The sequence below is a fragment of the Bacteroidota bacterium genome (assembly GCA_017303975.1).
Taxonomy (GTDB): domain Bacteria; phylum Bacteroidota; class Bacteroidia; order JAFLBG01; family JAFLBG01; genus JAFLBG01.
This window is the reverse complement of record JAFLBG010000049.1, coordinates 1-24,755: the sequence shown is the minus strand read 5'-3', so window position 1 is coordinate 24,755 and position 24,755 is coordinate 1. Positions and strand designations below refer to the sequence as shown.

Here is a 24,755-nt window from a genome sequence, read left to right as displayed (position 1 = left end):
TTTCCTGTTCTACAACAAATATTTTTTCAATGCTATCAACGCGCTGTTTTTGGAGCAACTCAGCGTTCTGAGATGCACTACCAACCTCTGTGCTATTGGTTGACTTTTCAACAACAATTGCTTTAGATGCTGTATCAACCGCATTGCTAGGAGTTACTGCAACAGAAGGAGAAACTGAAGCAGAGTTAGTTACAACCAACGAAGGGGTTTGTATTGTTTGAGCAGCTAAATTTACTTGGCTCTTAGAAGTGTCTATTACGGCTACATTAGTAGTTACGACCGTAGGTTCGTTATTTTTTACAGCTAAGGTAGTTGATGTTTCTATAGCTGCAACAGTAGGTGTAGTTACTACAGAAGTATTTGTTTTATTTTCAACAGGAAGACTGCTAACAAGTTCAGCTTCTTTGCTAAGTGCCAACGCTTCGTCTTTTAATTTTTTAATTTTGGCATCACTTTCGGTTAGCTCTTGTTTTTTTTGGTCTTTATCAATTTCTAAATCTGTAATTTGATCGTTAATGGCTTGCTTTAATTGGTCATCTTTTGTTTTTTTGGCATCGGTTTTTAGATTTTCTATTTCCTTATCCATATCAACCAATTCTTTTTGAATTGTCTCTTTACGTTTAATTGCGGCATCTACTTCTTTTTGCTTATTCTCTGCATCCAACTTTATACTTGCAACTCCATCGTTTTCTGAGGTGTTTTCAGATTTGGCAAGTTCTTCATTTTTTTGTTTTTGTGCATCTAACTTAGCCTGTGCTGCATTAGCATTTCCTCCACCTTTTATCGATTGCTCTAGCTCTTTTGCATACTCTAAAGACAAATCAGCTTCTGCTTGTTTGTTAGTTGCAGCTCCTCTTGCCTTTTTTGCAATATTATTAGCAACAACTGCTTCTTTACTTAGTTTATCTAATTCTACAGTTAACTCATTTATCTTTTGATTTAAAGTTAATGCCTTGGCTTCATCTTGATTACTGCTTAATTCATTCTTTGCATTATCCAACTCTCTTTGCTTTAAACTAACAAGCTCATTTTTTTGAGAGGCAAATGTTGTTGCATTGTCAGCTTCTTGCTTTAGTGTTTTTGCTTCTTCCAAAGCTTCTTTGGCATCTTCGTAGGCTATTTTAACAATGTCTTTATTTGAGATGGTTGGCTTTGTAGTTGCAGGAACTGAATCAACAACACTTGCAGTAGATTTAGCCAGTGTATCAACACTAGCTTGAACTACTGGTGCAGTTGTTTGAACAGAACTATAAACAGCTTCATTTGTATTTACATCCATTTTTGCTTTATCCTTAATAAAATTTAAGGCAAGCATATAATTAGACTCGGAAGGAGCTTGATCAAATTTATTTTTTACTTGTATTTTATCTGCGGTTGCATCAAATGCAATTTCTTGTTGCAATGGTTTAAATTCTTTCAAATTAGGCATTACCATTAGTTCGGAATAAGACTTGCCTTCTCCCATATCTACACTTACCAATAACTTACCTCCATTCGGAACCTGAAGTGTATAAGAACCATCAGGAGCAACTGTATATACACCAACCAACTCTCCATTATCTACATTTTTTACCGTAACTTTTGCATTGCTAACAGCCTTTCCATCTTTACTTATGGTACCATTTACAATTAAAGCATCTATTGGCTTAGCTTCTAATCCAATTTTATACACTGTAATTTTTCCATTAGAACTTGAACGAGCAGATGAGAAAAAAGCAGTTTTTTCTTCAGCATCGGTTACGTACAATACATCATCATCTGGTGTATTTATAGGAAAATCGACATTTACAGGAGGTTCCCACGTATTGGTAGAAGTATTAAACGTTGATTTGAACACATCATACCCACCCATACTATTATGCCCCTTAGAACAGAAGTACAAAACTTGTCCATTGGGATGAAGAAATGGAAAATCTTCATCAAACTTTGTATTGATAGATGGTCCAATATTTATTGGTTGACTCCACTCCCCATTCGGCTGTTTTCTTACCAAGAAAATATCTCGCCCATTTTTCCCATCGGCACCATAGCTTGAAAAAACAATTTGGTTGTTTTTGGGGGCCAAATACATTATTGAGTTATCCTTTTTCTTCTTATCCAATTCCGTTTGGAATTCCTCTAGTTTAACCAACAACTTTCCACCAATATCTGTTAAATCATACGACCGAAAATATTCAGATTGATTCAACTCCTTTTTATCTAAAATATATAAGTCGGACAGATTGCTAAGTAATTGCTTCCCGTTTTTACACATTTCTATTTGCCTATCAACCTGCAGTTTTTCCAATTTTGCTTTAGAAGCAACTGATTTATAAGTTGTGTACTCCTTAATAGCTTCATCAAAACGATAGTTTATGTGATATGCTTTGCCCAAATAAAAAGTCGCCTCTTTATCTACGCCTTGTTTTTGGGAGGCATATTGAAGATAGGTTAAAGCCGTTTCTTTATTGTCTCCGGCCATAAGCATACAGACACCAAATTTGTAATTATAAATTGGGTCTTTCGGATAGTTACTTAATAGTTGAGAGTATAAATTAAATGCTCCGGCAAAATCATCTTCTTCGAATAATTTGGAGGCTTCTTTTTTTAAATCATCTTCGGAGGAGAAATTGTTTTGAGAAAAACAGCTACTGGAAAGCGCGAAAAGAACACCTACACAAATAACTATTCTAAAACAATTTTTCATTATTTACCAACGTAGCTTATACAACAACAAACAAAAACAAGTTTCCATTCCATATAGCTTTACGAATTCAAGCTAGGATTAGGATTTACTTTCATCGATTTTTTTTTAAACGAAATTCGGGATTCTTTGCCTCTAAGCAAACGTTCGATATTGTTTTGATGGGTTACTAAAACTAATATGGCAATGATAAACGAAAAAACTAATAATGAACGAGTATCCGATTTAAAAACCAGTACTATAACCACAGGAAACATAACTGCAGCAACCATTGAACCAAGAGAAACATAACGAGTTGTTAAAAAAACAAATAAAAATATTCCAATAGAAAGCAAAGCTGCGGAAGGATGAACAGAAATTATAACCCCAAGTATAGTTGCAATTCCTTTGCCACCTCTAAATGCTGCAAATATTGGGAATAAATGCCCTAATAAAGCAGCAGTTCCTAAAACTAACTGTAAATTAATAAACTGATTAGTACCTGGCTGGTAATTAGCAAAATAAGCTAAACTTGCAGCTAAAAAACCTTTTAAGATATCAATCACCAAAACAGGAATACCGGCCCTTTTGCCTAATACCCTAAATGTATTTGTTGCACCTGCATTTCCACTTCCGTGTTCTCTAACATCAATTCCATAAAAACGCTTTCCAACCCATACTGCTGTTGGTATAGAGCCCAGTAAATAGGCAACTATTAAAATAGTTATATTTATTAATGACGACATATCAAATTCTATACAATTTTATACTCCTAAAAATAGTAAAGAATTGTGAATTAACTACTTATTTAATTCACAAAGTACTAACAATCAATTAGCCCCAAAAATGATTTTATAATGCTGTACATTGTGAGTAAACATCCTTACTTTTGTAAAAAAAACATTTATGGCACTAGAAGAAAAAATCAATGCTGATATAAAAGCAGCAATGATAGCTAAAGATTCTCAAAAACTAGAAGCTTTACGCGCAGTAAAATCAGTGATCCTATTACTAAAAACATCCCATGAAGGTTTAACTGAGGAAACTGAAACAAAGGCGTTGCAAAAAGAAGTAAAGAAACGCAAAGAGACTGCTGAATTATATTTATCTCAAAGCAGAAAAGATTTGGCAGAAACGGAACTTTACCAAGCAGGAGTAATTGAGGCTTATTTACCCAAGCAAATGAGCGAAGATGAACTTCGCAAAGAAGTTACCGCTATTATTGCAGCAGTGGGAGCAACATCGGCAGCAGATATGGGAAAAGTAATGGGAGTTGCTTCTAAACAATTAGCCGGAAAAGCTGATGGAAAAGCAATTTCAACCATTGTAAAAGAACTTTTGAAATAATACACTAAATACAAAATGAAAAATTCTATTTTATTACTTATTTCCTTTTTAAGTGTTGTATTTGCCGTTGGTCAGACAAATAACCTAACTGTTTTTTCCGAAAATGGAGAACGATTCTATGTGTCTATAAACGGTATTAATCAGAATCTGTTAGCCGAAGGCACCCTAAAAATAACTGGACTAACACAACCCACCTACAATGTTAAAATAGTATTTGAGAATAGAAACATTTCTTCGATAGAAGCACCTGTTTATTTTGAGTGGGGAGGCAATCGAATTTTAAATAATGATTTTGTGTACTCAATTCGAAAAACAAATATGGGTACATACCAAATGCAATATATTTATAATGCTCCAACACCGGTTAGTCAGCCACTGATTATAGTTGAACAACAACAAACCACCACTACAACCATAACTCAATCTACCATCAGCACAAGCGACCCAATAATGATGGGAGTGAATATAAACGGTATGGGAGCTGATGTAAGCATTAACACAGGTGCAACTCAAAGTGTTACTACAACACAAACTACCATAGCACAAACAGATGCAGGTTCTAATCAAACTGCGATGTCGCCTTCTCCTACTAATGCATCTTGCCCGAATGCAATGAATTCTAACGATTTTGCGGCTGCAAAAAAATCTATATCGAGTAAATCGTTTGAGGATTCTAAGCTTACTGTAGCCAAACAATTAACATCCAGAAACTGTTTATCAAGCCTGCAAGTAAAAGAAATTGTAGAGCTATTTTCCTACGAAAATACAAAGCTGCAATATGCTAAATTTGCATACAGATACACTGTTGATAGAGGCAAATATTTTTTGGTAAACGATGCTTTTCAATACGAGTCGAGTATAACAGATTTAAATAATTTTTTAGGTACACTTAGATAATCTATTTACTAAAAAATTGCTACCCCCAATCTGGCATTAGGGATAAAACTATTTGAATAATTTGCAGGCAATAGCTTTTTAGAACCCACACTTATATTGTAGTTTGCGCCAACAGACATGTATAACGCTACTTTATCCGAAATACTTTTTGTCGATTTAATACCTAATTCAATAACAGAGGCACTTATTTCTTCCTTTCCTGGCAGGTTGTAGTAATCATACCCAAGCGGATTGCAATAAATACCTAACCTAAACTGCTGTTTATTAATAAAATTATAGGTAACTCCGGAAGGAATAACCAATGATAAAATATAGGTTATCACTTTTATTTTTAGTTTAACACTATCAAGTGGTGCTACTAATTTTAAAATACCTAAGGCCGTTAAACTACTATGCACATATAAGCCTCCTTTATTCACCAGCCCAATGTTATAGTTGTAATTCAAAAAAACTGGTATATTTTCGAAAGGTTGCGCATCAAACAAAAAACCGACTGAATACGTTTGTCTTGTTTTGAAATTATTATTAAAATCAGTTGTAAAACCCCAATAAACTGTACCGGAAAATGCAGAAAACGAACCCAATAAAAAAAAAGACATTACAACTATTCTAACCATTTGATTCAATTCTAAGGTAGGTTTAATAGATTATTGAACGAGAGTTTTACTTACAATACTTTACAATGTTCTCTTGCGAATTCTTGAATCCTTTAGCAGCAGCTATTTTCCAATCATTGCAACCTTCTTCTTTTTGATTATTCATATACTTAGCTCCTCCTCTATTATTATAAGCTTCAATCATATTGGCATCGTATTTAATTGCTAAATCAAAATCCTGTATTGCTCCCGCTAAATCACTTGTATTAATTTTGAGCGTACCTCGACTAAAATAAGCCTTTGCATAAGACGGATTAACTTCAACCGCTTTAGAATAATCTGCAAGTGCACCGCTTAAATCCTTTATCTTTTCTTTGTCCAGTGCGCGATTGTAATATACTTGATAATAGGTAGGGTTATACTCTAACGATTTATCATAATCTAAAATTGCGGAAGCATAATCCTCTAATTTATCTTTAGCTACCCCTCTAGATGCATAAATAAAATCTTTATACAAATAATTTCCTTCATTTTGCTCAATTGCGTTGGTAGTAACTGTTAAGCTATCTTGCCAAACTTTTACTTGCTTTGTGGTTAGCCACATACAAGCAATGGCAAATAAAACCAAGCTATATAAGTATAATTTAGGAATGATTGGCTTATTCTTCTTAAACAACTCCTCCAAACGAACATACACAATACCTATTAAAAAAGAAATTCCAATGTGCGGCAAGTAGCTGTACCTATCGGCTGTAATGGCTCTGCCTACCGGAATTAGTTGAAGCACCAACATTAGCCCAACCAAATAAAAACCAAAAGAAAACAATAAAACACTTCTACTAGTTTTAAACCAATAGGAAAGCAGAGCGAACAACATTAACACAACAGGAGAGGCATAAAAGAACCAAGGCAGCCACCCATCAATCTTCTGCGGGTAGAGATAAATTACAGACAAATCTGTTGGAATAAAATACTTGAATAAATAAAAACCTAAATTATAATTGGTAATGAAAAATCTATCCAACAGGGAAAATTCAGGAGCTACACGAATGGCACCCGACAAGCCTTGTGAGTGAATAGCAACTATCCCAAAAACTAAAGACAACACAAAAAATGGCCACTTGTCAACAATTGCTTTAGCATTTATCTTTTTATCAATAAAATAATCTACCACCAAAAGCATAACAGATAAAGAAACAGCAGCCGACTTTGATAATAGCGAACACAGAAATAACAACAAACAATATGCTAGGTACTTTTTCTTTTCTCTCAACTTATACAATACATAATTGACAATTGACCACAAATAAAAAAACACATACAATACATCTTTCCGCTCAGATATCCATGCAACAGACTCTACTCGCATAGGATGAACAGCAAACAACAAAGCAGTTATGGCAGAAACTTTCCAATTATTTACCAATAAAAAAAACAATCTATAAACTAGAAATACATTTAAAAGATGAATAATTAAATTCCACAAATGGAAACTAGCCGCATTTAACCCTCCAAACTTGTACTGAATTGCATACGATAGCGTTGTTAGTGGATGGTAATTATCTACTTCGTACTCCGAAAAAATGCCTTTAATAGAAAAATCGAATACGTTTGGACTATTGAGTATGTATAAATTGTCGTCCCAGTTATAAAGCCAATCTCCTTTTATGGATGATGAAAAAACAATGGCAGTAAACAGTAGAATTAATGCTAAAGCTATCCAATTAAAATTTTGTTTAGGAGAATTTGTGGATATTTTTTTATGTTTACTTGACATTAAGGTACTATAAATTGCAATGTTGATAAAGTAAATAATAATATTGCAAATTTCTTACAAAATAGCTTGTATACACATAAAGATTTTACAAAATCGTATATTTTACTATATTTATAAGTATAAGAAAAACAAGAAACAATGGAAGTAAAACGCTTATTCGACATTTTAGAGTTTAACAAACAATCTTACAATGTAGACGATGCTCTTGCAGCAAAGGAAAATGGTAAATGGATAAAGTATTCTACCGAAGATGTATATAACAACTGTACATTTTTGGCTTATGGATTGATGTCTATTGGCGTTCAAAAAAACGACAACATTGCGCTAATTGCCAACAACAGACCCGAATGGGTTTTTGCTGATTATGCTATGCAGATGAGCGGTGGTATAAGCGTTCCAATATACCCTACTATCAGCGATAACGACCTTAAGTTTATTTTTAACGATGCACAAATTAAATTTGCTTTTGTTTCTAGCAAAGAGTTGTATGATAAAGTTAGTGCCATCAAAAGTGAAGTACCCAGCTTAAAAGAAATTATAACATTCAACAAAGTTGATGGAGCAAAAAACTGGAAAGACATTTTAGAGTTAGGAAAAAAAGAGCAAAATACTGCCAAAATGAATGAAATGAAGGCAAGTATTAAAGAAAGCGACTTAGCTACTATCCTTTACACATCTGGAACAACAGGCAACCCAAAAGGAGTTATGTTATCGCATAAAAATTTAGTTAGCCAGGTAAAATCTGTTAAAAAATGTATGCCAATAGTTCCAGGCGATAAGGCATTGAGCTTCTTACCTCTAAACCACGTTTACGAACGAATGTTGGAGTATAATTACCAATCATTAGGTATCTCTATTTATTTTGCAGAAAGCTTAGAAACTATTGCAGATAACCTTAAAGAAGTTAAACCACATGTATTTACTACTGTTCCTCGTTTATTAGAAAAGGTATACGATAAAATTGTAGCCAAAGGAGAAGATTTAACCGGAATAAAGAGAACGCTATTCTTTTGGGCACTTAATCTTGGATTGAAATACGAACTAGACGGAAAGAATGGCGCATGGTATGAATTTCAACTTAAAATTGCCCGTAAACTAATTTTTAGCAAATGGCAAGAAGCCTTAGGCGGGAATATAAAAACAATAGTATCTGGGGGAGCAGCACTGCAAGAGCGTTTAGCCAGAGTTTTTTGGGGTGCAGGAATTCCGGTATTGGAAGGATATGGACTTACAGAAACATCTCCGGTAATTGCTGTAAATTATCTAGATAAAGGCTGTACAAAATTTGGCACTGTAGGAACCGTAATTGATGGATGCGAAGTAAAAATTGCTGAAGATGGAGAAATACTAGTAAAAGGCCCAAACATTATGATGGGCTACTACAAACGTCCGGAAGCAACAGCTGAAGTAATTGTAAATGGTTGGTTTCATACAGGAGATATCGGAATATTTGTAGAAGGAAAATATTTAAAAATAACCGACAGAAAAAAAGAAATTTTTAAAACATCCGGAGGAAAATACATTGCTCCTCAAATGATTGAAAACAAGCTAAAAGAATCTCCTTACATTGAACAAGCAATGGTTGTTGGCGAGAACGAAAAATTTGCATCTGCATTAATCGTTCCTTCTTTTATAAATTTAAAAGATTACTTTTCTAAAAAAGGAAAATCATTTTCCTCTAACGAAGAGTTGATAAAAGACTCCGAGGTAAACGAACTAATAAAATCGCACATAAATCAAATGAATCAAACGCTTGCACAATACGAAAGTATTAAAAAGTTTGAGCTGCTTCCACGTGAATGGAGCATTGATAATGGCGAAATGACACCTAAACTAAGCTTAAAGCGTAAAATAATAACCGCGGCCAATAAAAGCCTAATTGAGGGAATGTATAAATAATTTAATTTTTCCAGCGACCGGTTGCTTTTATGTACCGAATTTTTTTAGATATTCTGGCTGGAACGTAAAGTAATAGTTTGTACAATTTAAATTTTAAGTTATCTGGTGATTCAAAACCATAAAACTCATGCTCTATGGGCTTAGTATTCATTATTGATTCAAACTCAGTATCAGTTAATCCCAATTTCTTGGTAACATACACTCTATCTTGCTCTTGTAATTCTTTAGGATAAGGTTCGTTAGCTAAATCAGCTAGAGCTTCTTGCTTTGTTGCTTGTCCGGACCAAATTAAGGATGACCAATGAGTTTTACGTTTATCAATATTAAATTTTTTAGGTAAAATATAATCTTGGTAAAAACGAGTAAAAATTGATTCGTGGTGCTTTCCGCCATAATCTCGCCAATCTAGCTCTTTTGCAATTAGGTCTTTAATTTCCTTTTTAATATAGGGTTTAAAATTAAGTAGTGTTACGGTTTCAATACCAAGAATTTCTTCGTACCAATAACGCTGAGAAATGCCAAAGGTTGGAAACTTTTTGAGTTCTACTTTTCCAAATTTTTTATGAATATTTTCAAGATTAACGTGGTCAAATTTTTTATCGTAATTCCAGCCTTTAGGCATTCCAAATTCTGTAACGTAGTTGTATCCACTTAGAATGTATTTGATGTTTTCTTTTGCAGCAATTTTATTAAGTACCGCAAAGATTAAATAATCGGTGGGTACTTCAGTATCTACTACAGATGCTTTTAAATACGCAACTTGTAAATCTTTAAACTCTTCCCAGTCAAAAACGTAGGTATACAAATCGTATCCAAGTTTTGATACAATATTTTCGATATTCTTAACAGCCAATTCACTATTCCATCCGTTATCAAAATGAACTACCAATGGTCGTAAACCAAGTTGCTTTGCAAAATAAGCCAAATAGGAACTATCTGCACCACCACTCAAACCTAGAATACAGTCGTACTTATTGTTTTTTCCTAGTCGCTTTATTTTAGAAACAATTACCGAAAGTTCTTTGTCTTTTTTTTCTTGAGGGATATCAACATATTTTTTGGCCATCGCTGCGTATTGCCTGCAATGATTGCAAATTCCCTCACTATCAAATGTTATGTATTTGGCTGTGGTGTCTAAAACACACTTTTTGCATTGTTTAAATTCGGTGGCGTTCATTAGGGGAAATTTACTAAAAATAATCTATACAAGTATCAAAACACCAATCCCTCTCGAGTACCTTTTTGAATATTCTTCTTATACCAATCACAATTTTCAACCAACCTATTATATTCATTATACATTACAAGCGCATTATCCGATTCCGGAGTAAACTTATCTCTGAAAAAAGTGGGGATATAATCGTACTCTACATTCTCTCCATTAAAATACTTTATTATTTTGTTGCAAAAATGACGATAATCCAAAACCATATCAACAAATATTCTTCCTTGTTTAGCTAATTTAACTCTTTGGGGATAATCTAAAATAAGCTCCTTCAATTTTAAATAAATTGTATCAGGATTTACATCTACAATTGGGTAATCAGACGGATTATTTTGAGGATAAATTCCGTAAGCCATATGCCCCATAACAATTGTACCACTTGCCAAGGCTTCTGTAGCTAATTTTCCCGAACCGGGACAAATTAATTGATCTATTAAAATATCTGCATCTTGATATAGCTTTATAGCTTCGGCATTTTTAACACCTTCTATTAAAGCAGGTTCAAATTCGATTCCCTCATTCTTTAATTTTTCGAAAGCCTCCAAAACATACTTAGTGCCTTTTACTAGTCTATTAGAAGGGGCGTGCGCCACTTTTGGTCGCAATGCTCGCTGAACACTATTTTCGACAATCTTATTCGTATCAACCATCATGTGCCAACGAAAATATGGTCGCAATGCTAATTGAGCCTGATCTGTTCTACTAAATATCATATCTGCATATTTCTCTGCCTTTCTTAGGTAGTCTAATTTGCTTCTCAATCCTTTTGTAGAATAGTCATACTGCTCAAACTCCAGATGCCTTAAACCATAAGAGTTGAACTCTTGTTTCTGAGAAAAAAACCAACGAATATCATTGCCACAAAAAACAACAACTAACTTCTTTCCAGCTGCTTTTATACGCTCAAAGTCAGAATAGTCAGGATAAAAGCTTTTCCAGATGTAAATAAATACATCACATTCCTTTAGTGCTTTTTTAAAATAATATTCGGTGATAAATTTTTCCCAGCGGGGCTTAATCCGAGAGCTTATTCTTCTAGGTTTAAAATACGGAATCCAGTCCTTTATTTCGTTTAATGCTACATCAACCTCTCCTTTATCAAAATTATTTTGTCTTTCATCTTGAAGTGTTAATGTGTCAATACCAAAATCTTCTTTAAAAACAATCTTAAGTTCAGATATTACAGAAGCAACATCAGTATTTCCAATAAATATTTTAGGTGTTTTTTTTTTCACTTTTACTTGCTACCTCTAACAGTTATTCCGTAAAAATCTTCAAACTGATGAGAAACGTTTAATCCTGCTTCTTTATACCAATCTAAAATTTCCGCCATAGTATGTCTAGTGCAATTTTGAGGATGATACCAATCGTAGTTTATAGCCACGTTTTGCTCCATTGACAAATCGGGATTCCAAAAGCATTTCATAAAAAAATGATACAAGAATCTTTGAATATCATACTCCCCTCCTTTTATTTCTAAAACATCAACCTGCGGAATAACAACCTTCCCTTTTATTTCGCTAAGTGTTTTACCTAGTTGCGTAATTTGTTCACACACTTTCATTGCCTCTTCATAGTTTAGTGGCGCAATTTTTTCTCTAATAAAATCATCTACAAACTCCCTTACCGGAGCTTTTTTCTTATATACATAAATTGCAATTTCGCCTTTATTATCAAGCAATGTAACCAAATTCAAAAATGCTGCTTTAGGATTATTTGTGTGATGCAACACTTCTTGACAGTAAATAAAATCAAATTTTCCCAAGTCGGATAAATCAGATAATAAATCTTTTTGAAAAAAATTAGTATTTACAGCACCCTCCAAATTTTTTTTAGCAACCTCGTGCGCTACTAAATCAATGCCCACAACATTAGCACTTTGATTACTATACTTTCTTAATAACGCAGTAACTCTGCCATTGCCGCAACCAGCATCTAAAATTCTGCTTTTCGCACTTAAAAATGAGGATAATTCTTCGCTATTCTTAAAACCATTTCTGGTCAATATCCAATTGTAAATGTCAGACCCTACACGAAGTGTTTCTGTAAAAGCTAAATCAGGATTATTATTCCACTTATCTGCAAAACTTGTTTTAGTATTGTTCATCTATATAGAATTACTACTTTATTAATATGGCTTATTTCATTAGTACAATACAATCAATTTATTGGCTTAAAAGTACATAACGACAGCTAAAATAATAACTTTTAGCGAGTATTATTACAGGAAGTAAATTATTGAAAGTGCATCAATCGATTAGTTCGCTAACGCCTTGTTTGAAGGATACTTTAGGAAGATATAGTTGTTGAGACATTTTTGAAATATCTCCAATCAAATGCTTTACTTCTGCATCTAGAATTTTAAATACCGGCTCATTATTTACTAAAGCTCCTATTGTAGTACAAATCTCTCTAAATGATAGAATCTCGCTACCCCCAATATTAAACACATGACTTCCGGAGGTATTTACAACAGCAGACAATGCATTTGCAGCATCGCTTACATGAATAGGATTTATCTTAATTCCATCGTTCCCATTTAAGGTTATAGTGGTTCCGGTGGATATATTAGTTACTAAACGGGGAATTAACATCGATTTATTCTGTCGCTTTCCGTAAACAAAAAAGAATCTAGTAATGATTACATCAAAAAACTTGTTATAGTTGGAGGCTAGAATTTCAGAATTAACTTTTGTGCTGAAATAAAATCCCAAATCATTGCTAAAATTAATCGGAGTATCCTCTGTAAAACCTTTATCACTATTACCATAGATTCCTCCGGAAGAAGCATATACAAATTTTTTACAACTTGCTTTTACTGCATAGTTTAACAACTTTAGTGTAGAAGCTGTATTAACATTAAAAACCTCAATGGCTTTCTCAGGAAAATCTCTAAAGTGCTCGGACTGTGCTAAATGATAAATTATATCAATTTGAGCAGGCAAAATACCTACATCCCAATCTTTAGATAAATCGGCATGTATGTAGTGTAATAAACCAGATGCAGGCAAAGATGTATTGGGTGCAGAATGAGACAATGCATACACATTAAAGCCTTTAGAAATAAGATTTTGAATTAACTCAAACCCTATTAAACCATTTGCTCCTGTTACCAGTATATTTTTTTTTGGTAGGCTCACGTATAATTAAATTTTTGCAAAATTTTCTAAAAATCTCATCCCAAATTTATGACTTTTCTCCGGATGAAACTGTGCTCCAAATATATTGTCTTTTTGAAGGGCTGAATCAAAATCAATAAAATAGTTAGTTGTTAAAATAACATTATCTCTACTATCTGCTTTTACATAATACGAATGCACAAAATAAAATCGTGTATCATCATAAAAATTCTCTGTCAACGGACTACTTGTAGCTTTCTTAACAGAACTCCATCCCATGTGTGGAATTTTCAGTTTGTCGTCATTCATCACTTTTTTAAAGGACAATGTTTTCCCTGAAATCCAACCCAAACCAGGCAATTGCCCTTCCTCGCTACTATTTGTAAGCAACTGCATTCCCAAACAAATTCCCAAAACCGGCACTTTCTCGTTAAGTACTTTAGTATTCAAAACAGGTAACATACCTGCAGAATTAATTTTGTGCATAGCATTATCAAATGCCCCAACGCCAGGCAAAAGTAATTTTTGTGCTTTATTAATTTTTTCCAAATCTGATGTAATCTCAGCTTGAGCACCAATCTTTTTGAACATATTGGCAATAGAACCCAAATTTCCCATTCCGTAATCTACTATGGTTATCATAAGCTATTTAGTTATCTATGATTAGGATATTTATTATTATAAGACTCCGGATTCAGAGGATGAAACAAATTCAATAAATCAACATTTTCTTTTTTATACCAAATTTTATCGTAAACTTTTTCAAACAAGTATTGGATAAATGTATATGAATGATATTTTTCAACATACGCGCGGCTCTTAACCCCTAATTCTTTACGCAAAGACGGATTTTTAACTAACTGCTTAATATTTTCTTTAATGGTTTCTGGTGTAGTAGATAAAACAGGACATTCATTCAAGAAAGAAAATCTCTTTTGCAACAATGTGTAGTTTTCGTTTGAAAGATTAGACAACACGGGCAAGCCTGTTGCCATTCCCTCAATTCCGCTCATTGCGTAACCAATAAAAAATAATTGCTCTGCCAATATATCAGCTTCTTCAAACAAAATACGTTTCACCTCGTCATTTTGAATATTCTCTAACAAAATTAACTTTACCATCAATCCTTCTTTCTGCAACTCTTCTACAGCATTTTTAATAAACTCAGTACCTTTAAAACCTCTATGATTAGGAGTATGAACAATAGTAACAACTCCATTCACTCCATCACCTTCATTAAACATACGCTTGGGAGCCCAAGTTTGAGTATCAATTACCAAATAATTGGGAGTTAGTACATCCCATCTACCAAATCCATCTACCATAATGCTTCCAACAATTGCATCGGCATTTTTTTGCCAATAGGCAACTCTTTTTTGAACAGCTTCTTCATCTATTGCTCCTAGCGGATAAGACAAAAGTAATGCATGACGCAAACTAGGGTCAATTACTTTTGAATACATATAAGAATCTGCACCGTAAGCCATTATTACCACTTTTTTTCCGCATGACTTAAAAATATCCGCCTCATATTCCCGATACTCCGTTTTTCCCAAAAAACATCCAAAATAAGAAAGATGAAAAATATCGTAATTTTTCAGTGCAAAGTACAATGCAAGGAAGTTGCTATACTTCTGTTTTAGGAAAACAGGAAGTCGGAATTCTTTCAATATATCCTCTCTGTAAATATCATAATCCGCTTTCTTGTTTATAGAGGAATAATAATCTGTCATAACAGTTTGGCTTTTGTAGCCCAGACTAGACATTGCTCCTGAATAATATTTATTATTAATAATGGGAACTGGACCAAAAAACAAACGAGGCTTTGATGCAACTCCTTGCTTTGGCAATCTATTTACCTTAAAAACAATATACTTTATTAATAACAATGAAATTAACCTATCTAGATGCTTTAGGCTAAGCACTTTTAAAACGAATCGACCTATAAAATAGTTAATCTTTGCCATTACTAATTATTAGGTTACAAAAACCTAGTTCTTATTGATTTAATAACACTTGCAGGAGCACATCTTTCGCCATCTACCTCAACTTCCGAAATCTTCAATTTACCGGATCCTGTAATCACACAAATAGTTCCATCGTTTGTATTAATGGAGGCAATTTGACCAGGAACTGCTAAATAATTTTCCTCATCAGTAAATAACTGAGCTCTCCATATTACTACTTTCTTGTTTTCGATATACGTAAATGAACCGGAAAATGGTTCAGAAGATGCATTTATCAACCTAAGAATATTTTCTCTACTGTCATTCCAGTTGATTTTTCCGTCTGTAGGATTTCTTGGATAGCACCGCAATGCATCCTTCGGACTTTTCGATTGCACCTCCAGTATATAATTCGGATTTTTAGACAGTTTATTAATAGCTTCAAGTAGTAAAGATGGCGTAATTTGCTCAATCCAATGATACACCTCCCCTACACGCGTATCAATTGTTGTTGGGAAATAAGCCTTTTCAAGAATATCGCCCGAATCAAGCTCCCCTCCTACCATGCGGTGAATACACAACCCAATTTTGTTTTCTCCATTTATTATTGCCCAAGCCTGACAGGCATTTCCTCTGTATTTAGGTAAATCACCACCGTGTGCATTTAAAATTCCTAGCGGAAAAATATCAATAACCTCTTGTTCTATAACTCCTGAATAATTAATACTTACCGCAATATCAATCTTCGGGATTTCCTTTATTTGTTGAACAATCTCAGGCAAATTAATTTTAGGCGAATAAATAAATTTCGCTTTAAATTGTGCTGCAAGTTCTTTGAAATCAGCAGATGTAATTTTATACTCAGGAGCTTCTTTGGATGTAATTATTAACGGAATTTCAAAACCATTTTTATGCAACAACTGAGCGGTTTTATATAATATTTCCGTACGACCAATAATTGCAATTCTCATGGAGTAAAATCTAATTAAACATTGTTTTTGATGGATTTACCGCTATCTGCTTGTGTTTAAAAATCAATTCTGATAATGTAAAACTATTTAGCTTGCTTTTTGATACGAACTCAAGCGCCTTAATCAATATATCTCTTGTACCCTTAACCTCGGATTTGTTAATGTTTTTAGCAATCTCGGTTGGATTGTTCAACATATTTTTAACTCCTAAATATCGGTTATTATCTTCCGAATTTAGAAAAACATGTATTGGATGAAAGTTTAAAATGTTCAATCCCGCATCATTAAAATCAAGCAAATAATCATCAAAAGAATAACCCAGCGCAAAATGATAATCGTCTTCCCAATTAAAAGGAATTCGAATCAAATCGTTCCAAAGCTTAAATGGTTTTAATCCTTGATGGTATGGCAGAAAATGATTGCATTCGTATTCCATTCCATTTCTCTTGTAAATGTCAAGTATCGGACCACTTTGAGTTAAGCTATGAGAACGTGCTCCTTTTGCAAATGGATATATTTCTTTTAATTCCTTAAAAACCTGTTCAGCATTTTTAGTAGATGTGCCATTTAATATCTGATTAAAATTAGGATGAAGTCCTATTTCAAATAAATCTTTATTACAATTTTTAAGCACTGACGAATCGTGTGTTGCAAAAAAAGTACATTTTACATTATACTTTTCAAACAAGGAAATTGTGTCTGCAATTACCTCTTCGCAAGCCCAGTCTATATCTGCGGTAAACAAAATCATTCGCTGGCTAAATTTGAAATAGTTTTTACATCTATCGAAGATGAAATAGTTGCAAGGACTTTTTGTTTTATTTTTTCGCCAAAAGCAAAACTCAATACCAATAAGGAATCAACAGGCTTTTTCTGTAAGTCGGCAAAGTTCTCTACTGCAATAGGAAAGCCGTCAAAATATTTCCCGTAAATACCGCCATCATCATCAAAAAAACGAATATTCTGTTTAACTCCAAGTATCGATAGATATGGAATAGAGCGCAATGGAATATAAAATCCAACAGATTTATTAGCTTGTTGAGCATTAGTAATAAACGAATTAATTTTTACGATTAACTTCTTATGCTTGGTAACAAACTCAGTAAACTTTGAAACATCCGTCAATTGGTCATCAATATTGGCTTTGTAATTGTTAAGCTTCTGCGCTATACAATACAACACGCCCCCATAATTTGCTTTTACCACATCGTGTACTTTAAAACCTGCTTTGCGAGCGATAATAGTCAACGACTCTTTATCATAGTAATTTATATGCTCATGGAGAATCATAGAAATATCTCCATTCTCAATGTAAGAAGTACAATCCGGCACTGCAAATACTACTAGTCCATTTTCAGACAATTCTTTATAATGATGGGCTAAAAAACCAACCGGATCTTCTACATGCTCTAGTACATCATAATGTATATACATATCCGCCTGCGGCAATTTACTTTTGGTAGGATAAAATTCCTGATAAACCTCAATTCCAAACTCCTTTCCTTTTTCATGTGCAACCGGGCTTGGATCTAGTGCAGAAACTTTATATCCTTTTGATTTCAATTTTTTTAAAATATAGCAGCCTCCTGCACCAATCTCTCTAATCTCTTTTAATGTAGGATTGTATTGTGTTATGCTTTTCTCGATAATTTCAATAAAATCATTTCCATAAGCTTCGGCCAAACTATGTCCTTCTTGTAAATAACCAACATTGTAATTTTCCTTATAAATGCGTTCTAACGAATCAAGCACTAATTGATTGGTTTGTTGCTTAATTAAGCAATTGGAAGCATCGTACGTAAATGCAAAGGGTAGAAAATCCGAAACTACATTGGTTGGAAAATTAGGTTTGGTTGTCATTCTCCAATAAAATTGAAGATTACCCAAGTCTAAAACTTCATTATTTAATGCCATTTTTCTGTGTCAACTTTTTATATGTATCAATCAAAACATCTGTTTGAAAAAACAAATTATCTTCGGCTAAGATACCAAGAGTTAGCAAATTACTGATATTCATAGCCTTAATTTGATTTCGAATATTTTTAACACCGTTTATATTATTTAACGATGGCATAGGAAAACCACTCTCTAACACTTCTGCTTTCGAAAACAAAACTTTTGTATCCGGCTGGGTTACGCCAAACTGAAACAACTCTTGCTCCGCCAACTTTTCAATGGAGGGTGTTGACTTTATAAATTCCTCAGACACCAAAAACTCCATACTTATCGGATAACCTCCAGCCCAATGAGCACCGGAACAATAGCTAGGAAAATTTGTCAAACGGTAAGTATTAAATTTTTTATCGTAGCAAAAAAAGTAATACAAATCGTCCATAGCAAGTTTCTTATCTAATAAAAAACTTATGATTACTGTTTTCAAGGGCTTGTCATTTTTAAGCCCATCAAACTTAGCGCCCATAAGCCTTCCAAGCAATGGAATATTTCCAGTCCAAATAAAATTATCAATGTTGGTAATTTTCAAATCTCCCTTTGGAGTTTTCACTTCTACTTCTGTAATAGAATTATTACTAGAATTAATTGCTTTAACTTCAGATTCTAACAAGAACTCTACACCGTACGCTTCTAATTTATTTTTTAATGCCTCTACAATCCTGTACATACCATACTTAATGGGATAATACGCTTTTCTACCGGTAGAACGCTCCAGTGGTAAATTTCGTTGATCTACGTATGCAATATAATCTCTCAATATAGGAGATAGTGTTAAATCCTTTACAAGCTGTTCATCAAACAACGCCAATCGGGTCATTGGAGTAAATATGGTAGCCATATAATCCAACTCATCGGCACTTTTTTGATGTATCTTTTCTACAGACGGAATTATTGTTTTCTCTGCAACATCCTTCCCAAATCTAGAATAGGCAAACTCTCTAGCAGATCCATTTTTTATATCAGAAGAATTATTTTTTACTTTTTTTTCAATATGACCAAATAAATCAGCTATTGATTTTTTGTATTCATTCTCGGGTAAATTCCGCAAATCAAAATAAGGGGTTTCTTTCTGTAGTTTCCCGTTAAAGTATATTCCGGCTAAATCTCGTTTGTTATCCTTTAAAAGCTGCCATTCGTTTTCGGGAAGCAAATCAAAAATTAATTTATCTAATTCAGGGATGGATGTTTCCAACATGTTATGCATGCCGTAGTCAAACTTGCCGAATTTGCCGTAATCAAAAGCTCTAAGAAGTCCTCCCGGCTCAGATGACTTGTCGAGTAAATATATTTTAGTACTGCTTTTTTTCTGAGTTAAAATTAATGCGGACAATAATCCTGAAACACCTGTGCCAACTATAACAGTATTACCCATAACTAGCTTTTTAGTTCACTAAAGTTAATCACAAAAAAATTATCATACATATGAAGTAAATCATCTTTTGAAGCAGACAATACTTTCTCATTGTTTATTTGAGTATAGTAATGATAATTAACATCAAAAGTTCCCCATCTTTTTTTAAAGGTATATACGCCTCCCTGCGAAGCCCATGTTCCACCCCAATTCCACAATTTATATCCTTTCTTAGAATACGTTATCATTGCCTCATAAATCAACAAACTCAATGGCTGCTTATCTCTAAATTTTTCAACTATAACCGGAGTATAATACTCGACCGTATTGTTAAATAAAAACACCAACATTGCTGCAATAGTTTCTCCATTATACTTGGCAACATAAATTGCATACTCTTTCTCTTTTTCATAAATGCCGGGAAACAAATCAAAGAACAACCTTTGTTTGGGTTTACCACCAATAGCCTCAATATTACTCTTATGTGTATCGTATAAAAACTCATGTGCAGAATTGTCCATTTCAATAGTAATTCCCTCTTTTTGAGCCTTACGCACCATGTTTCGAGTTTTATAATGAAACATTTGCATCAATTGCTCTGCATGATTTTCATCAAACTTAATTGATGAAAACTGACCAATTCTATAATCGGTGTAATTGTGCTTAACGCCAGTATAGTCATCTTCCGGACGAAGTGGATTTGAAATTAAAGTTGATGATACAATTGAACTATTTTCCGAAATAAGTTTATTATACTCTGTAACTAAGAAATCAAACGCAGATTTATCAATTGCTAAAACACCTCCATTGCTGCCATAAAAAGGCAAGGAATTATACACGTCTCCTAATGGTCCAGATTTATAAACTAACGGAATTACTCCAGCTATCTTATTGCTGGAATCAACCGCAATAAGATACTTTTCATTAAGAGGAAGTAATTTTTTCAGCAATTGTAAATACTTCCAACTATGGTAAAACATAGCATGCGGACAGATAGAAATAAATTCCGTGTATTTCTGCTCTGAAACATCTGAGAGTGGAATCAATCTAAAATCACTCATGTTCATAACAGTTTTCTGGGCGTTTTATGGAAATATCCTTAAATACGGCAATACAAAATTCATAAGGCAAATAAGAATGATTTAAAACAAATCTTCTTGACAAATGTTGCATACAGAAAGAACTAATTTCACCCGGATTGGCATGAAACGTTGTTGGCTGCGTAAAATCTACTAAATCTGTTGCAAAATCTACTGATAAATAGTTAGTTGTTTGAGCAAACAGTTTTTTCAAAATCGAAAAAACTTGTTGCTTATGATTTTCAGGCGATTTGTCGTATAAAATATTAAAAACACCTGATGCAAAAACATAATCGAATTTTATGTGAGACTGTTTTTCAAATTCGTGCAATAGCATGAAATTAGCATTGGAATATTTTTGCTTATTATGTGCAATAAAATCCTCTACCACATCAACACCTGTATAGCTATAATTTGAGAACTTACTATCCAAGAAAGGTTTTAAATGAGCCAATCCACAACCAAAATCCAGTACAGAAAAACTGGTGTCTTTTTTTATATGGTTTGTTAATGCCGAAAATCTATCTGCCTGTCTTCCTTTAGGCCACAAAACAGACTTAGAGGAATCTCCATATAATTTAAATGCGCTTTTGTATTGCTCTTTAATTTCCTCCATTTACGCTATTTATTATCAATACTTTCTCCGTTTAAAAACAACTTGCACCACCATTCAAAATTCATGAACGACCAAATTAAAAGTCGGTGATTAATCCGTTTATCAATATGTTCATGAATTATGTGTTCAATATACTTTCTATCAATAAACTCAGCAGAAACAGCCTTCTTATTTAACAACAATTCTTTTAAATAATTGGCGTTCTCTCCTCTGTACCACGATTCATCAGGAGCAGAGAAACCTTGCTTTATTCTATCTACAACAGATTGAGGCAGAAATTCGGCCATTGCTTTTCTCAACACATTCTTTCCATCGTCAAAGTTTTGATATGCCTTTTTCTTTTTGTTGTAGTCGTTTTCATCAATCTCCTTCATTGCTTCTAAATTTCCAAGTTTATGTCTAACGGGGATCTTTTGAGCAAAATCAACCAAATCGTTATCTAAAAAAGGAAAGCGTTCTTCCAAACCACTTGCCATTGCTAACTTATCGCCTACTAATAGCAGTCCGGGTAAAAAGGTTTTGATTTCGAAGTATAAGCTATTTTGAATATGGTCTTCGGGAGTTTGGTATTTTAATTTTTTATTAAATAAAAATACATCTTCAAAATCTTTTCTTGGTCTATTAATATCAACCTTAGAAAATACAGACTCTGTAAAGAGCTGCAACTTTTCTTTATCGGGCACTAAACGCTTCCAAAAGCCATAATAATTATCGAAAAACTCACTTTGATTTAGCGATTTAAACACTCTGTAATAACGCCAAGGATAACCGCCAAATAACTCATCTCCACCAGTTCCTTGCAAACATACTTTTACAAATTTAGATGCTAAACGTGCAATGTAATAATTCGGATAACTCATACCCACTCTCAAATCTTCCAAGTGCCATACAACACGGGGCAACGACCAACTTAAATCGCCAGCATTTATTACTTGTTCGTAATGTTCTGTTTTAAAAAAATTAGCCATTAGTTCCGCATCGCGCCTTTCATCGTAATTGGCTTCAACGCCAGTAACTTGAGACATATCAAACCCGGCAGTAAAAGTGGACAAACGACTTACATGTTTAGACGCTAATGATGTGATAGAACCTGAATCCATTCCACCCGAAAGATATGACCCAACTGGAACATCCGATATCATCTGCCTTGCAACCGCTTGTTGAAACAATCTTTTCGTCTCTTCTTTTGCATCATCAAAAGCCATTGATTCATCCGGCTTAGAAAAATCGTAATCCCACCAAGAGTGATGCTTTAAATAAGTGGAATCTCTGCCAATTTTCACAGTATTGGCAGGAGGCAGCATGGTTACATCCTTAAAAAGAGTATGGTATCGAAAAAGATTTTGAAAGGTAAAATATTCATTTAATGCATCTAAATTCAGCCCTATTTTATAATCGGGATGTTTTATAATTGCTTTTATTTCGGACGAAAAAACAAGTGTCTTTCCGTTAAACCAATAGTACAAAGGCTTTACACCATATCTATCTCTGCTTAAATAAAGTGTTTGCTCTTCCTTGTTCCAAGCTGCTATGGCAAACATTCCATTTAAACGTTCGAAAAAAGAAACTCCATATTCTTCCAATCCTTCGGGCAATATTTCGGTATCTGTGGTAGATACAAACTCGTGTCCTTTTGCTTGTAAATCTTGTTTTAGCTCTAAATAATTATAGATACATCCATTAAAAATAACTACCCAATTTCCCTTTTTAGAAGACATTGGTTGTGCTCCCTTTGCCGAGGTATCTATTATTGCCAGTCGTTTATGACCAAGAGCAATAGAGCCTTCTACATAAAATCCATCGCCATCGGGTCCGCGATGAGATATTTGCTGAGTAATGTGCTTTATCGTATTTAAAGCAACAGGCTCTTTATTTAAATTAAAAATACCGGCTATTCCACACACCTTAAACTAATTTTGAATGATAAAATATTGAATTCTAAATACAAATAAATTATACTATGCTCTTTAAAATAGTTACCACGTATTCATAATCTTCTTTTGTCATTTTGTTATGCAATGGAATTGACATAGAGTACTCATTAGCCGTAAATGCACCAGGATAATCCAACGGTTTTATAGCATACTTTTTTGCATAAAACCCTAACATATGCACTGCATGTGTACCTGGGCGAGTGCTTATTCCATTTTGTTGTAGATATTCCATCAGATCATTACGTTTCATTGGAGATTTAGATTCATCTACAAATAACACATACGATTGCCATCCGTGTTTGTAATCGGAAGAATACTTAGGTGTTCTGATCCAAGAAATATTAGATAACTCCTGATTATAATAATCTGCCCATGTTTGTCTTTCATCAATAAACAAATCCAACTTCTTCAACTGCACTACACCAACTGCGCCTTGTAAATCAGTCATTCGATAGTTGTATCCTACCATATCAAACTCCGGTAAAATATATGGCTTAGGACCTTTATGCCTTTGCTCTTCCGAAATAGAAGCTCCATGATTACGCAACATATCTACTTTTGCAGCCAATGCATCATCATTGGTCGTAATCATTCCTCCTTCTCCTGTTGTAACTGATTTTCTTGGATGAAATGAAAAACAACCTAAATCTCCCAAACTACCTGCCGGACGACCTTTATAGCCGGAACCTGCTGCGCAGGCACCATCTTCGATAATTTTTAAATCAGGTGCAATGGTTTTAATTGCATCAATATCTGCACACAAGCCAAACAAATGAACCGGTATAATTGCTTTTGTTTTAGGTGTTAGTTTAGATTTTAACTGAGTTGTATCAATATTAAACGTTACAGGATCAACATCAATAAAAACGGGCTTTGCACCACAATACTCTACCACATTGGCTGTAGAAACCCAAGTAAAAGCGGGCACAATTACCTCATCTCCCGCTTTAACACCAACAGCAACAAGCGCCAAATGTAGCGCTGTAGTACAGTTTGAAACAGCAATGGCATGTTTTACGTTATGGCGCTCTGCAAATATTCTCTCAAACTCTTTTACCTTAGGCCCTTGTGTAAGCCATCCGCTAAAAATAGGTTCTCTTAATGCATTCCATTCATCCTCGCCTAAGCTAGGAGTGGCTATTTGTATTACTCTTTTCTCTTTTAACATCATTATTTACTTATTATAAGCATTCTTAACATCCAATTTCTATAGTGCCATTATCTTTTTCTTGTCTCTCCATTCAATTAATTTGCCCAAACCTTGAACCAAATTGTACTTATATTTAAATTGAATTTCTTGCTCCGCTTTTTCGGTAGAACCAATCCTATTTTTAACTAAAGCCCTTGCATCATCTGCACTATAAGGCTTATAAGTAACTTTCA

Annotated in this window: 21 protein-coding genes; 3 read left to right on the top strand and 18 right to left on the bottom strand. The window is 33.8% G+C overall.

The genetic code is table 11. The features are described from left to right. Together J0M08_13240 and plsY are read right to left on the bottom strand one after the other, a co-directional pair. Window positions 1-2,686, bottom strand: a 2,686-nt coding sequence (locus J0M08_13240) for a PD40 domain-containing protein (GenBank protein ID MBN8704026.1), incomplete at its 3' end; no start/stop codon positions are given. Window positions 2,687-2,745: 59 nt separating this feature from the next. Next, a complete protein-coding gene (gene plsY, locus J0M08_13235) occupies window positions 2,746-3,408 on the bottom strand; it encodes a glycerol-3-phosphate 1-O-acyltransferase PlsY (protein MBN8704025.1) in 663 nt (220 codons plus the stop codon). Between the two features lie 160 nt (window positions 3,409-3,568). On the opposite strand from plsY, the gene J0M08_13230 reads away from it, so the two are divergent. Both J0M08_13230 and J0M08_13225 read left to right on the top strand, forming a co-directional pair. Continuing rightward, window positions 3,569-4,009 (top strand): GatB/YqeY domain-containing protein, encoded by a 441-nt coding sequence (locus J0M08_13230; protein MBN8704024.1) that lies wholly within the window; start codon window positions 3,569-3,571, stop codon window positions 4,007-4,009. 15 nt (window positions 4,010-4,024) lie between these two features. Further along, window positions 4,025-4,906 carry a DUF4476 domain-containing protein gene (locus J0M08_13225; GenBank protein ID MBN8704023.1) on the top strand — a complete coding sequence of 294 codons (882 nt, stop codon included), beginning with the start codon at window positions 4,025-4,027 and terminating at the stop codon, window positions 4,904-4,906. Window positions 4,907-4,914: 8 nt separating this feature from the next. On the opposite strand, the gene J0M08_13220 is transcribed toward J0M08_13225, so the two are convergent. Then, window positions 4,915-5,523, bottom strand: coding sequence for a hypothetical protein (locus J0M08_13220; GenBank protein ID MBN8704022.1), 609 nt, complete (start codon window positions 5,521-5,523; stop codon window positions 4,915-4,917). Between the two features lie 46 nt (window positions 5,524-5,569). Further along, window positions 5,570-7,279, bottom strand: coding sequence for a hypothetical protein (locus tag J0M08_13215; protein ID MBN8704021.1), 1,710 nt, complete (start codon window positions 7,277-7,279; stop codon window positions 5,570-5,572). Window positions 7,280-7,417: 138 nt separating this feature from the next. Between J0M08_13215 and J0M08_13210 the strand changes: the two genes are divergently transcribed. Beyond that, window positions 7,418-9,178 (top strand): long-chain fatty acid--CoA ligase, encoded by a 1,761-nt coding sequence (locus J0M08_13210; GenBank protein ID MBN8704020.1) that lies wholly within the window; start codon window positions 7,418-7,420, stop codon window positions 9,176-9,178. Between the two features lies 1 nt (window position 9,179). Here J0M08_13210 and J0M08_13205 read toward each other — a convergent pair whose 3' ends face one another. From J0M08_13205 to J0M08_13140, 14 genes are all read right to left on the bottom strand, one after another. Continuing rightward, complete coding sequence (locus J0M08_13205; protein MBN8704019.1) at window positions 9,180-10,355, bottom strand: N-acetyl sugar amidotransferase; 1,176 nt, start codon at window positions 10,353-10,355, stop codon at window positions 9,180-9,182. A 35-nt stretch (window positions 10,356-10,390) separates the two neighbouring features. Next, entirely contained in the window at window positions 10,391-11,638 is a 1,248-nt protein-coding gene (locus J0M08_13200; protein MBN8704018.1) for a glycosyltransferase, read from the bottom strand. Window positions 11,639-11,640: 2 nt separating this feature from the next. Beyond that, entirely contained in the window at window positions 11,641-12,510 is an 870-nt protein-coding gene (locus J0M08_13195; GenBank protein ID MBN8704017.1) for a class I SAM-dependent methyltransferase, read from the bottom strand. 142 nt (window positions 12,511-12,652) lie between these two features. Further along, window positions 12,653-13,543 (bottom strand): NAD(P)-dependent oxidoreductase, encoded by an 891-nt coding sequence (locus tag J0M08_13190; protein ID MBN8704016.1) that lies wholly within the window; start codon window positions 13,541-13,543, stop codon window positions 12,653-12,655. Window positions 13,544-13,549: 6 nt separating this feature from the next. Next, window positions 13,550-14,164, bottom strand: a complete 615-nt coding sequence (gene hisH, locus J0M08_13185) for an imidazole glycerol phosphate synthase subunit HisH (GenBank protein ID MBN8704015.1) — start codon at window positions 14,162-14,164, stop codon at window positions 13,550-13,552. Between the two features lie 11 nt (window positions 14,165-14,175). Further along, window positions 14,176-15,489: a glycosyltransferase gene (locus J0M08_13180; protein ID MBN8704014.1), complete on the bottom strand. Its 1,314-nt coding sequence runs from the start codon at window positions 15,487-15,489 to the stop codon at window positions 14,176-14,178. 14 nt (window positions 15,490-15,503) lie between these two features. Beyond that, the gene (locus tag J0M08_13175) at window positions 15,504-16,439 is read right to left on the bottom strand and encodes a formyl transferase (GenBank protein ID MBN8704013.1); all 936 of its coding nucleotides are present in this window, start codon (window positions 16,437-16,439) and stop codon (window positions 15,504-15,506) included. 10 nt (window positions 16,440-16,449) lie between these two features. Beyond that, complete coding sequence (locus J0M08_13170) at window positions 16,450-17,190, bottom strand: hypothetical protein (protein ID MBN8704012.1); 741 nt, start codon at window positions 17,188-17,190, stop codon at window positions 16,450-16,452. Continuing rightward, window positions 17,187-18,353 (bottom strand): class I SAM-dependent methyltransferase, encoded by a 1,167-nt coding sequence (locus J0M08_13165; protein MBN8704011.1) that lies wholly within the window; start codon window positions 18,351-18,353, stop codon window positions 17,187-17,189. The genes J0M08_13170 and J0M08_13165 overlap by 4 nt, the downstream gene beginning before the upstream one ends. Beyond that, the gene (locus J0M08_13160) at window positions 18,340-19,764 is read right to left on the bottom strand and encodes an NAD(P)-binding protein (protein ID MBN8704010.1); all 1,425 of its coding nucleotides are present in this window, start codon (window positions 19,762-19,764) and stop codon (window positions 18,340-18,342) included. The genes J0M08_13165 and J0M08_13160 overlap by 14 nt, the downstream gene beginning before the upstream one ends. Before the next feature lie 2 nt (window positions 19,765-19,766). Further along, window positions 19,767-20,804: a peptidoglycan bridge formation glycyltransferase FemA/FemB family protein gene (locus J0M08_13155; GenBank protein ID MBN8704009.1), complete on the bottom strand. Its 1,038-nt coding sequence runs from the start codon at window positions 20,802-20,804 to the stop codon at window positions 19,767-19,769. Continuing rightward, window positions 20,797-21,438, bottom strand: a complete 642-nt coding sequence (locus J0M08_13150) for a class I SAM-dependent methyltransferase (GenBank protein ID MBN8704008.1) — start codon at window positions 21,436-21,438, stop codon at window positions 20,797-20,799. The genes J0M08_13155 and J0M08_13150 overlap by 8 nt, the downstream gene beginning before the upstream one ends. A gap of 5 nt (window positions 21,439-21,443) precedes the next feature. Then, window positions 21,444-23,342, bottom strand: coding sequence for an asparagine synthase (glutamine-hydrolyzing) (gene asnB, locus J0M08_13145; GenBank protein ID MBN8704007.1), 1,899 nt, complete (start codon window positions 23,340-23,342; stop codon window positions 21,444-21,446). A gap of 49 nt (window positions 23,343-23,391) precedes the next feature. Further along, window positions 23,392-24,540 (bottom strand): DegT/DnrJ/EryC1/StrS family aminotransferase, encoded by a 1,149-nt coding sequence (locus tag J0M08_13140; protein ID MBN8704006.1) that lies wholly within the window; start codon window positions 24,538-24,540, stop codon window positions 23,392-23,394. Window positions 24,541-24,755 lie beyond the last annotated feature (215 nt).